At 38.3% G+C, this 11,415-nt stretch carries 12 protein-coding genes; 4 read left to right on the top strand and 8 right to left on the bottom strand.

The features are described from left to right. Positions 1-87 precede the first annotated feature (87 nt). The 4 genes from L2748_RS21920 to L2748_RS21905 form a co-directional block, all read right to left on the bottom strand. Entirely contained in the window at positions 88-513 is a 426-nt protein-coding gene (locus L2748_RS21920; RefSeq protein ID WP_246616271.1) for a polymorphic toxin type 10 domain-containing protein, read from the bottom strand. A gap of 5 nt (positions 514-518) precedes the next feature. Continuing rightward, the gene (locus tag L2748_RS21915; protein ID WP_220783105.1) at positions 519-1,475 is read right to left on the bottom strand and encodes a transglutaminase-like domain-containing protein; all 957 of its coding nucleotides are present in this window, start codon (positions 1,473-1,475) and stop codon (positions 519-521) included. 316 nt (positions 1,476-1,791) lie between these two features. Then, positions 1,792-4,719 carry an LPD7 domain-containing protein gene (locus L2748_RS21910; RefSeq protein WP_220783104.1) on the bottom strand — a complete coding sequence of 976 codons (2,928 nt, stop codon included), beginning with the start codon at positions 4,717-4,719 and terminating at the stop codon, positions 1,792-1,794. Then, positions 4,709-5,059, bottom strand: a complete 351-nt coding sequence (locus L2748_RS21905) for a plasmid mobilization protein (protein WP_220783103.1) — start codon at positions 5,057-5,059, stop codon at positions 4,709-4,711. Before L2748_RS21905 ends, L2748_RS21910 begins: the two co-directional genes overlap by 11 nt. A 298-nt stretch (positions 5,060-5,357) precedes the next feature. Here L2748_RS21905 and L2748_RS21900 point away from each other — a divergent pair, with 298 nt between their 5' ends. From L2748_RS21900 to L2748_RS21890, 3 genes are read left to right on the top strand one after another with little or no spacing between them, the layout of a single operon-like run. Next, positions 5,358-5,915: a hypothetical protein gene (locus L2748_RS21900; protein WP_220783102.1), complete on the top strand. Its 558-nt coding sequence runs from the start codon at positions 5,358-5,360 to the stop codon at positions 5,913-5,915. Continuing rightward, positions 5,912-6,667, top strand: coding sequence for a hypothetical protein (locus tag L2748_RS21895; RefSeq protein ID WP_220783101.1), 756 nt, complete (start codon positions 5,912-5,914; stop codon positions 6,665-6,667). Before L2748_RS21900 ends, L2748_RS21895 begins: the two co-directional genes overlap by 4 nt. An 18-nt stretch (positions 6,668-6,685) precedes the next feature. Further along, positions 6,686-7,261, top strand: coding sequence for a hypothetical protein (locus L2748_RS21890; RefSeq protein ID WP_220783100.1), 576 nt, complete (start codon positions 6,686-6,688; stop codon positions 7,259-7,261). 462 nt (positions 7,262-7,723) lie between these two features. Here the strand turns inward: L2748_RS21890 and L2748_RS21885 are convergent, their stop codons facing one another. The 4 genes from L2748_RS21885 to L2748_RS21870 form a co-directional block, all read right to left on the bottom strand. Beyond that, complete coding sequence (locus L2748_RS21885; protein ID WP_246616270.1) at positions 7,724-7,984, bottom strand: DUF2442 domain-containing protein; 261 nt, start codon at positions 7,982-7,984, stop codon at positions 7,724-7,726. Further along, a complete protein-coding gene (locus tag L2748_RS21880) occupies positions 7,981-8,298 on the bottom strand; it encodes a type II toxin-antitoxin system PemK/MazF family toxin (RefSeq protein ID WP_220783099.1) in 318 nt (105 codons plus the stop codon). The genes L2748_RS21885 and L2748_RS21880 overlap by 4 nt, the downstream gene beginning before the upstream one ends. Then, a complete protein-coding gene (locus L2748_RS21875; RefSeq protein ID WP_246616269.1) occupies positions 8,292-8,552 on the bottom strand; it encodes an AbrB/MazE/SpoVT family DNA-binding domain-containing protein in 261 nt (86 codons plus the stop codon). The genes L2748_RS21880 and L2748_RS21875 overlap by 7 nt, the downstream gene beginning before the upstream one ends. Before the next feature lie 98 nt (positions 8,553-8,650). Continuing rightward, positions 8,651-10,324: a DUF3560 domain-containing protein gene (locus L2748_RS21870; RefSeq protein ID WP_246616268.1), complete on the bottom strand. Its 1,674-nt coding sequence runs from the start codon at positions 10,322-10,324 to the stop codon at positions 8,651-8,653. 766 nt (positions 10,325-11,090) lie between these two features. Between L2748_RS21870 and L2748_RS21865 the strand changes: the two genes are divergently transcribed. Then, the coding region (locus L2748_RS21865; protein ID WP_248957749.1) for an H-NS family histone-like protein at positions 11,091-11,415 on the top strand (325 nt) is incomplete at its 3' end.

Raw genomic sequence — 11,415 nt, 5'->3', positions numbered from 1 at the left:
TGGAAGGCTAAGTTTGCGGACAACCCGCTTACCTCAGATCTAATGCAGACTTATTAGAATCTGACAAGACCGTCCTATATTGATCGCTTACTGCTGCGCTGCCTCTTTTGAAGTTTTAAATACTGGTTCAGTTCCTCTAGTGACTTTAATTGCCATCCCTGCCCCACCGGGAATGAACGGGACAACGGTTGCCACGCCGTCAATTGCAACCCCTACAGCATCAATGCCCGCAGCACCATAATTCCCAGAGCTGATATTATTCCCCATTGAGGCTACGCCCATCGTAACATTCGCGGCATCCCACACCGTTTCAGCCACTCTTCCATCAGGATCTACATACTTATAAGGGTTATTGTTTCCGTAGGTATAACGATTAAAACCATGAACATTCCCTTGTTTTATGTATTGAGCAGCACCAATAGGATCTACTGATACAAATCGAGCAAAAACGGGGTCACTCAGACCAACAAAACCAAGCATAAATATGATTAAAACGAGTTTCCATTTGAACATTTTCATTATCCTTTAGATGCTTTAATTAACTGGCTTCTTCGTTGTTTGATGCTGTTTAAGTATGTTTCATTTTCATGTTGTGATGGCATTTGCCACCCAAGCTTTTCTGCTTTATTAAACCAATACACATTTTGTTGATACAAATGATCCATATACTCTTTTTCTTTGATGGTATACGACTTTTTCGCTTTAACTTCTGCTACCTTTTCTGAAAGCAATCGTGAATAACCATTACCGATCTTGATCATGGCATACGCATAGTTGGGATAATGTTTTAATACCACTTTTGCTACATCAATAGAATTTTGCCATTGTTTATGTTCTGCATAATACTCACTTAACAAAACAGCTATCACACCTACAGATTCTTTTTTACTTAATGGCTGCAAATAAAGACCGTTGTTAATCGCTTCTGGTTTTATCGTTGATTTACTTTTGTAAAATTCGTGATTAACCAATTGCCCTCGATCGGTAGCCTCTAAACTTAAATATTTACCTGTTAACGGATCTCTAAATTTAACAAAAACATGCAGAGGAGCCGTTGACAGAGTGACATCTAACCCCAGCTTCTCCGCAATAATCACATACAATATAGGCATTGATATACAATTACCTTTCTTTGTATCTAGGTAGTTTGAAAGAAGTTTACTGTTTATCGATTGTCCAAGAGGATCATTAAAATCGTATTGTAACGGTTGATTACGATTCCAATATCCACTTTCGTATAAAAAAGCACTTAATGATAATAACGTGTCAATTCCCGTTAAATCTGATGATAAGCCATGTCGAATTTCATTAACCATATTATCAATTTCAGCAAGAGTCGCATCTACATCTACAGATGGGTCCACCAATTTATCGATCGTCAGCTTAGCTCTCGCCAAATCGATTTCAGACGAAGGTTTTGCAAAGATAGCCTCCACTACAGTAATAGTTTCATTGCCATCATGTTGAACAGCCATTGTGCACACTGGGAAAATCAATAAGGCAGTAACAAAACAAAGACTCTTAAAGTGATATTCAAGATACTGTAGCATTCTAGATCTTCTTTTTATCAAACGTATTCCAGTAAGTTTTCACGTTATTGTGATCACAATCAATATGCGCCCAATCCCAAATACAAAAGTTTACCCTCTTAAACGAGTACTTGGGGCAGTAGAAAGCCCGTAGAGGCGTTTTTCAATACCTAGGCACACCTTTAGATAGGTAAAAAGTATCAATCTCATTGGATTAATCTACACAAAAAAGCCCCTTGTATGGGGCTTTTTTGTATGTCATTTACAAGGTTTGCTCGGATTCATCTTGAACTTTTGGAGCTGACTCCACTTTATCGCCATTTGAATCAACTGTTAACGATCTAGCCTCTGCTCCATTGTAAGCCTTTTCGTAACTTAACTTACCAGCTTCAATTTCATCAGCCGTGAAATTTTGTAAGAAAGCGTCTTTCTCTTGCAATTTCTCAATAAATTCTCGTGACACTTCCGAGTCTTTGATCGATTGACCGTTAAGCTTAGGTTCTAAAACTGATTCGGCTTTGTTCCACGCATATGTAAGCTTGTACTCTGAACTCTGCTTAATTTGCGATTCAACCTCTTTTGCTGCTTCACGTTCTTTTACTTGGACGTTCCACATTGCGCGTTCAACTTCCTTGGATTCCGTTCCGGTAACATTGCCGTCCTTGTCCTTTATTTCAACCTCTACCGTAACCGATTCTTTACCTACCTTTTGGATTTGAACTTCATCACCAATTTTAGCGTTACTCTGCTGAATAGCATCCGATAAACCAACACCCCATAGAGTTTTGCCATTGCTTAATGTGGCGTAATAACTGTCTTTGTTTTTCTCGTCATTTAGATAAGGGGCAGAACCGAAACCAGTCAGCACTATAGGCTCTTTTGCCTCCTCTAGTGGAGTAGGTTTATCTTGCTGAATATCTTCATTATCTTGCGGCAATGGACTGTCTTGTTGGACATTTCCTTTAACAGTTGTTTGCTCTGACTCAACCGATTCATTGTCTTGTACGATAGACTTATCTTTAACTTCGGCTTCAACATCTTGATTATTTTGGGCTTGAGGCTCTGCTTTGGTAATAGCATTAACATTAGCTAATTGAGTTTTTATAGCCTCGTACTCTTTCTGTAATGAATCAGGACTGAATAAGACTTTTACATTTCCTTTCGCAGCCTGTTCCAAGACTGCCAACTTAAACTCAGGTGTACCCGAAAGCTTTACAGTACCAAATTTTTCAGCCGCCATTTTTAGACCGTTTAACACTGCATCATTCGCTGGACGTTTATCAGCAAAATGAATCCTGTCGCCCTTATCTACAAAGACCAATTTGCCGTCATTGACGTTATTGTACTTTACAGCTCCTTTCTTTAAATCTTTAGTCGCAACTAAATCTTTAAACTTGATGCTTTTAGATAATTCCTCTTGCAACTTTTGCTGTTTGAATAGTTCATTAAAACTAAGCGTTTTATGCTTAGGTAAAATTTGGTTTTCTTCTTGCGCCTTTAACTTTTTCAATTTTTCCAATGCACTCATACTATAATCCTTGTTGTTTTCAATATTTAAAAGATGCTTGTACACCTTAATAGAATCGTACACGGTATATTTAAAGGTGGGTTTATTATCAAGCCCTATTATTATACAGTTTGCATCTTCATTAGTTAATATATTTTCTTGCTGCTTTTCGTATGAACGCAACAATATTATCTTTGAATCCTCCCATGACAAATTAACATGTTTAGTAAGAAAATCAGACACGTTTAAATTACGTTTCCCAACTGCAATCTTATAAGAACCATCTTTAAGTTTTGATATCTGATAGTTTTCTTCGTTAATTTTATACTTTTCTAACTCTGCAAATAAATATCGCGGTTCAAGATTATCTTTAACCTCTGCGAATAAGTCATTCTCTGATAGTTCCGTTTTATTCTGCTTAGAGTCGTGTTTAACTTGGTTTATTACGCTTCCTCGTCCACTTCCCCAATCTCTAACCCGTCGCACATTGTTATGTTGACGTTCTCGCTGGTTGTCCAAATTATTGTTTGCATTATTCGACAATACACTTTCAGTTCTTGCGCTTCCGATGTTGATTCGGTTAACCACATTGCGTTTGGACATACTTGGCAAGCCGTTTGAGATTTCGGCAAACGTTTTGACTCGATTTGATTTAAAACTAAACTTGTCACTATTCTGTCGTCTTCTCTTTCCAAGATTGTATCGCTGCTCATATTTTTCTATCCTATCTTTCAGTATTTCATGTTGCTGTTCATCATTAGCGCTATAGTATTCTTTACGGAATACGGGATTAGCCTTTACGATATGTTTATTTTCAAAAGATGCTTTCTTTAGCCATACATCTAACTTTTCTTGCACTTGCTTTTCTGACGGCCTATTAACTCTGTATTCACGAGTTGTTAAGTATTGTTCAGAAAAACAAGACTCTTTCAATCTAATGTTTTTCTTCGCGTCAGGTAATTTCAACTTTAAATATTTACCGTTAGGCGTATTTGCTTCACTCACGACACCGTACTTAGATACAGCGTTTTTTAATCCGTCCCAACTAACTATATTTTCATTATGAACTGTATCTAATAGTTGAGATTTTAACTCCAAATGCTGACCTGAAAAGTTATCACCTTTATAACGTGATATAAGCTCGGCTTTTGATGCCATTTGTCTAGGTGCATCATAAGGCGAACTAAGGTTAAACTTATAATTACACGACTCTTGAATAGAGTCGTGGTAATGCTCCATCTTTTTATATTCACCAAAAGGATTAAAATCCCTATTGGTAACTAAGTTACGCTTAGGGATAACCATGTGAACATGGGGTAACCGTTCTATTAACTCGCCAGTTCTAGCGTCTTCATAGTTTTTAACTTTAGGGTGATGTATTTCAGCATACACATTATATTCAGACGTTTCATAAGCAACGAGCAATTTACTCTTGAAGTCTTTGTAAACCGCTTCAATAGTTTCAGTATCTATATCGCGCTCTTTAAATGATAGTGTTATGTGGTAATAATTATCCCTATCACTATCACTTATAGCATTTATTAGCGTTTCCGTGAGTTCGATGTTACCGTCAATACACACCCGCTGGTCTAATTCATCCCGTGATAAATCTCTTCCGTTCTTTATGCCATTTTCTAAATACTCAACAACCCCTGAACCTGCCGCTGTCACCCTAACAATCATTTAGTAACCTCTGCAAATTTGACTGAATGGTAATTAGCTCGTTTATACCTTTCTCATAGGTCTTTTGTGATATAATACCCTTCTTATTATCTTCGTTTAATCGCTTAGCTATTTGATTAATATTGTTGCTTGCCTTATTGAAGTAGAAAATAAGCCTATGATAATCAACAGGCCTACGCTCTTTAACATTAAAGGTGTATTGCTTATTTAAGAAAACATTTCTAAAGAACTCCGTTTTCGTTAATTCGGTATGTCCTAATATATCTTTATACGGTTTATATTCAGACTCTGTGAGCCTAAATGATATTGCAACACTCTTATTTTCTTTACCTGTACTCATAGCAATCATCATCTTTCATATTAAAGGTTCGTAGAACCAAGGGGGTTAAAGGGGATTCTCCCCTTTGCACGCCGATTATATAGACGAGGAACGAGTCTGTATACATCGGCAGCGTGCCTTAGTCTAACTTCAATTTTGCAGTTCATAGCCATAAGATAGACATTACATAGACAAAATAATGACGTAATATAGATACAAAATAGACGAAAAATGAAAATATACACAAAACATGGACACAAATTAGACACGACATAGACATGATATAGACGTAAAATAGACAAAAAATTGAGAGGCACTCATGAATGACGAAATGTTAGAATCTTTATTAAAACCTTTTATTATAGACTTGCAAGGCAATATATTATCCACTTCCGCCTGCATTGAAAAACACTTAGATCTGCTTTTAACTCTAAGAGCGCAAAGGGTAAGACTGGCTGATATAGTACGCATATCAGGCACTAGCTATAGTTGTAATTCTTTTAGCAGAAAGCTGTCTTTATTCAAGAAGACATCAAGCAGACCTACCGAAGTAGAATTATCTAAAAAAGAAATAAAGCAACCACCTGCAACTCTAAACAAAAACGAAAAAGCCAAGAACGAGAAGAACGATTTACAATACCCAATTGAAGAATGGGTAGCCGCTACACGCCTAAGTAAACATAGCAAATATATATTTGCAGGTGGTGAAAAAAGAGGGTTAATACCAAGTGATTTTAATGGATTTACCAATTATAATAATCTTCACATTATAAATGTTTTTACTGGTTGGACTGATTTAGTCGATAACACGCTAATTGACTCAAGCAAAATACCAACTAAAGAAAATTACCTATTAGAGTTCAAGGATAAAAAATGATTATTGCTGTATTAAACCTATCAGGGAACACCTGCAAAACAACAAACACTCAAACATTGCTACTCCCACGGATATCAAACTGCGATGTAGTTCGTATCGAGTCACTTAACAATGATGGTAAATCCATAGGTGAAAAGGTAAGCGGGAAAGAATGGGGAACCATTCAAGAGCTTCTACATTTGAATGACAATGTTATTTTAGATATTGGTTCGTCAAATATAAGTTCTATCATAGAAGCAATAAAAAAAGACCAAGGCAGTGAGGAGATCATAGATTACTTCATCATCCCAACCGTACCAGAAGAAAAGCAAATCGCTGACACTATTAGCACTATTATATTATTGGTAGAATTGGGCGTAGAGCTTGAAAAAATTCGTTTGATTTTAAACAAGGTCGATCCAGAAATAACTAACGACATGCAATTTAACCAACTCATTACAACTTGTCGAGAAATAGGAATATGCCTTGATAACGCACCACGCATTGAACATACACAGTTATTTGAACTATTATCAAAAACAAAGCAATCAATGCAAGAGTGCCTTAGTGATGAAACTGACTTTAAATCCTTATTAAAGGATGCCAGCAAACAAGCAATAGCAGCAAGAAAAGACGGTGATACTGAAAAACAAGAAATAGAGCGAAAAAAGATATCCGTTTTAACTATCAAACAATCCACACAACGCATAGCTAAAAGACAGAATGCGCTATACGACATAGAGTTTAAAAAACTAAACATTCAGATTGACTAATTATTAATAGGCACATATATGGATAAATTAACCCAAGCAGTTATCGAAACGAGCATCCCTCAAGTCCGTCAAGATTTGGTTGAATTAGAACAAACTTTAGAGGGTTTGCCCACTAAGATTTCAGAAAGTATAGACGAAACTGTAAATTCTGGCGTCAATAAAATCATTGAGGCTAGCCAATTATCACAACAACACGCCGATGAACTACAAAAACAAACATCAGAGCAACTAGCTAGAAGTTTACAAAAAGCGCAAATTGATTTTATTCTTGGAGCTAAAGAAAGTGCAAACACTTTATTTACCCCCCAATTAGATCAACTTGTAAAAATCGTAAACAAAATGGGAAGTAACAAACATGTAAATTCAAATGCTAGGACGCTCACATACATGTTTTTATCAGTTGTTTTGGGCTGTATCGGTGGCGTAGCGGCAACTAACTACAAAATGCAATTAGATATTGCCGAAGAAAAAGCAAAAACAGAAGCCCTGTATTCAGCGCAATTAAAAACAGTCGAAGAAACTTTAAATGAAAAGCAACAAGCTAAGTTTAATTCGGAATTTAAAGAAAACTTTAAAAGCATTTATTTTAAATAGCTTTTAATTGCTGAGCGTAGATATTGACACTGCCAGCACCATAAGGAATTGTTTAATGGTTATGAAAAGATTATTAACTAGCTTAGGGGTTGCTATAGGTGGTCTTTTTTATGACACTTATCTCAGTTCGTCTCCTACAATTGACTTTATAAAGCCAGTATTTATTTTCTTGTTCGCTTTTGCAGTGCTATCTATTTTTCATAAAAATGAATAGCACTTATATCATTTGTGATATAACGAGAAAAATCAAAAGCGGCTTGGCAGGACGAAAAAATACAGCCAAAAAGCGCGGCTGCTTTCAGGCGTCACGCTCCGCTTCCATGCTTTCGCTAGCTCAATAGCGCATAACATCAAAGGCACAAGATTGAGCCATACTCAATAGTTAGACGGGGCAGTGTTTATGGATTTTACCAAGCGAAGTATGAGCAAGGTAAAATCCCGATTTTAAATACTGTAAATAGCTTAATGACTTGCTTTTAATGGGTACTTTTCAGGATGTTTAATTCCCTCTAACATCAGATCAATATCTAAATCAGGCCAATAAAAACCACTTCGACCTTGCTTTTCCACATTAAAAACCGCTTTTACTGGTGCAGATTCGAACCAAGGAAATTCTTTAAAACTCAGAAAATGCTCCTCCCCACCTGCGAACAACCACAGGCCGAGAGGGTTAATCCCCACGACCTTAACAGAAGTGTTTATACCATGCGGTGAAAATTTCACTCGAAAAATTCCCTAACGACACCAGATACAACCTTAGATTCAGCTTGGGTTAGTTGGCCGAGCTTTTTTATGATGCGGTTTTTATCAATAGCCCTCATTTGATCAATCGCAACTTCGCTCTTGACCTTGCTACCTTGAACAACAGGACGGAACGACCAACCTCTAGGTGTTGAGGTTAAAGGGGCTATAATGACCGTTTTAAGATGCTTATTAACATCATCAGGAGATATAACCACACATGGCCTTGTTTTATTTATTTCTGCCCCTACCGTGGGATTTAAATCAATCAATACCACATCAAATTGATTTACCATTCATCGCCCCATTCTTCCGATAAATCTAACTCAACGTTAGCGAAATCTTTGTTCATTAACTCCGCTTCCTCTTGCGCTAAAGTTTCAGACACTCCCGCAAACCAGTTACTCCTAGGTGACTTAACTTTTTTGAAACTCATAACAATTTTATCGCCTACAGCGCAATCATTGGCTTTCAGTTCATCAAATGGGATTCTAATCACAGTAGAATTACCCGATTTTTTTAACTCATAGACTCGTTGTTGCATATTCATACCTCAAACATTAATCCTTAAACCATGTATTACATTGTAATACATGGTTGCGCACTAAGCAACTTAAAAAAGGGGCTTTAGCCCCTTTTCAATCTTTATTAATTAGTTGCAAGCTGAGTTAGTAATCTTCTAGCGCTGGCTATCGCGTTAGGGGTGATTTTGCGTACCCACGCTGTGCTATAGCGTGACCACTTGAAAGCATAGTTTTTTATTAGGTTTCTTATTTCTTCGCTCGGCTTATCGTCAAACGTGATTTTTATGCGTCCGTCTTCTTCGAAAAGTTCCCACGCTAGCCCGTCAATACAGCCTTTAACGGCTAATGGCTTTTGATTATGTAACGTTTCCAAGTCTGCGATACGTTGCTTAGTGGTGGTTATAGTCGCGTTGTTATTACTCAATTGATAACTAGCGAACCCAACACGACCGCAAAAGTCGCCTTTTAATAATTCTTGTGCTTGTCTGTTCGTTAATTGGTGCGATTGCTCCATATACTCAATTTTATCCGCATCACTCATATGCTTAGAGCGAACAACTTTATTAATGGCTTTCATGGTTTCTTGTGCGCGCTCTAATCCTGCTAGTTTCGCTTTTAACTTCGTTATAGCTTCGGGATCGTCCGATGCAATGCCATTAGAGCCAATACTCGCGGCCTTACCCGCTAGATAATCGGCTTTTTCACTAGCAGCTACCGATTTACCCATATCATTAAAAATCTTGTCTGCGTGGCGTCTAGCGCGTTTCTCGCTATGGTGGCCAACTAGGATTGGTTGCCCGAATGGAATTAATGAAGCTAGGCTTTTAGAGGCCGAATAATATCTATCTGATTCAGCAGCCGCTTTGTTTGCTCTTTCCTCCAAGCGTTCGCGCTTGCTCTCGATGCGCTCTTGATAGTCGCCAAGGCTAACCACCTTGCGCGAATTTTCATTATCGCTTGGCGGTGTCGGCTCTGGCGCTTTCTCTGCGTGATTTAGCGGCGAAATGTAACCCGCTGCCAATGCTTGTTTCACTTGCTCATACTTAACAAAAGGCTTGGTGTCTGCTTGTGTCGCTGACAAACCGCATGATGCTAAATCAACCGTTAACGTAGGGTAATTAGCGTCTATGTCGTGGCGGTGTTCTAGCGTTTCGCCGTTGGCTTTATGAATGATAATTTTTGTTTTCGCATAACCTTGACCGCGCCCAATCTCTAGCGCCTCAATAGTCGATTTTTGGTTATATTCACTTAATGATAGCTTCTCGCCGTCTTTAAACTGATTCGATTCACTCCAAACGATTTCTATCACTTCAATAGCAATCGGCTCTAGTGCCGATGTATCAAATGATGACAATTTAGTTAATACGACTGGCGCGGCCTCTGGTTGTGCTTCCACAATATCCGCCTCAATTTCGCCAAAAGTCAAAACCACATCATGAGAAAAATGATAAGGACAGTCTGAGAACCTAACAGAAGAAACAACGCCATTTGTTACCGTCACGTATATTTCCAAGTCGCGGTATTTTTTTTCATACCATACCCAAAACCCCGCAACATCTATACTTTTAGGTGCGTTATAATCATAACAATCATCCAAACCCATTGATTGAGTATGCAACACGATCCCCGTTGCCACTTCTAACAAAGCCGCTATTTTATTTTTAGCGTTTTTGCGTAACTTTCCAGCTTTAAGGCTTTTCAAGATATCGGGCTTGGGAGAGCCTGCTTGTGTCTTGAGGCTAACTGCGACTTGGTGGGTATTAGTGTGAGTTGCTTGTGCTGGGATTGAGTTAGTCATGGCTTGTTTTCCTGTTGTTTGAATATCGTTCTCGTCTTCGCCTGACTTCCTGACCTCACTTCATCGTTCTGATTTTCAAGGGCGCGTAGCGCTTGTTTACCCTTGAAAATTAGGTTGTGAAGTGAGACAGATTAGAAGTCAAAGCGCAGACGAGGACGGTATTCGTTAAACAGCAGGGAAACAGTTTAGCCATGACAGACGAGAGACCGGGACAAGCTTACTCACACTTAACCCAGCGAGGCGCTGTTAGTGCTTTAAGTCTTTGGTCTTTGGTCTTTGGTCTTGGCTTTTGATTTTGCGTTAGGGATTGACGAGCAGGAATGATTAGCCTGTGCTTGCTACTTGTAGCGCTTTGCACCGGCTAATTATTATCGCGGGGAGCGAAGCGAAAAGCCCGACCGTAGGGAACGCCCAAGGTAAGGTCTGATTAGTATTTTCGGAACCCGTCCAATTCACCTACTTTACTAATTAATACATTCAAATATAGAAACGCATATTTAATTGCATGAGTGCAATAACACAGGGCGGCGCAGCCGCCGCTTTAAACTGTTTTTTGTTACATAGAAAGCCAAAGCCCCTAATCATATAAATATACCCGACACACACGGATACAGAGACTGAATAAATAACGCCGAGCAAATAGGCAACTGACTAAATAAAAGTATAAACAACTCCCAATCAGTTCATTCTTTTGATAGCTCGCCTTGATTTCTAAGCTTGAGTTTTCAATAATTCCAATTCAATTTTAAATTAAGGACATTATCTAATGACTGATTTCATCAGCATTCTAACTCACGCCCGCAAATTCAAAGCCGCAGTAAAAGAATTAGAACTTGCCGAACTCATATCATTTCAAGAGAAGTTAACCGCATTAATCGAAACAAGAGAGCAAGAAGAAGCCGAAGCCGAAAGCCTTAATGCCGAACGTAACGCGCAGATAGAAGAAATTAAGCAAAAGATGGCAGCGCTTGGATTAAACACTGACGATTTAGATAACGCCACAATAAAGAAGCCAAAAGCAAAACGTAAACCCCGCCCCGCTAAATATCAAATAGAAGTCAACGGTGAAATGGTCACATGGACAGGCCAAG

Origin of the sequence: Shewanella sairae, assembly GCF_023283535.1 — a bacterium.
GTDB lineage: Bacteria > Pseudomonadota > Gammaproteobacteria > Enterobacterales > Shewanellaceae > Shewanella > Shewanella sairae.
This window is presented reverse-complemented; position numbering and strand designations above follow the sequence as displayed.

Bases quoted from the DNA above. Each gene is read 5' to 3' on its own strand.
- L2748_RS21920 (WP_246616271.1), bottom strand. From the start codon at position 513: ATGTTCAAATGGAAACTCGTTTTAATCATATTTATGCTTGGTTTTGTT.
- L2748_RS21915 (WP_220783105.1), bottom strand. From the start codon at position 1,475: ATGGCTGTTCAACATGATGGCAATGAAACTATTACTGTAGTGGAGGCT.
- L2748_RS21910 (WP_220783104.1), bottom strand. From the start codon at position 4,719: ATGATTGTTAGGGTGACAGCGGCAGGTTCAGGGGTTGTTGAGTATTTA.
- L2748_RS21905 (WP_220783103.1), bottom strand. From the start codon at position 5,059: ATGAGTACAGGTAAAGAAAATAAGAGTGTTGCAATATCATTTAGGCTC.
- L2748_RS21900 (WP_220783102.1), top strand. From the start codon at position 5,358: ATGAATGACGAAATGTTAGAATCTTTATTAAAACCTTTTATTATAGAC.
- L2748_RS21895 (WP_220783101.1), top strand. From the start codon at position 5,912: ATGATTATTGCTGTATTAAACCTATCAGGGAACACCTGCAAAACAACA.
- L2748_RS21890 (WP_220783100.1), top strand. From the start codon at position 6,686: ATGGATAAATTAACCCAAGCAGTTATCGAAACGAGCATCCCTCAAGTC.
- L2748_RS21880 (WP_220783099.1), bottom strand. From the start codon at position 8,298: ATGGTAAATCAATTTGATGTGGTATTGATTGATTTAAATCCCACGGTA.
- L2748_RS21875 (WP_246616269.1), bottom strand. From the start codon at position 8,552: ATGAATATGCAACAACGAGTCTATGAGTTAAAAAAATCGGGTAATTCT.
- L2748_RS21870 (WP_246616268.1), bottom strand. From the start codon at position 10,324: ATGACTAACTCAATCCCAGCACAAGCAACTCACACTAATACCCACCAA.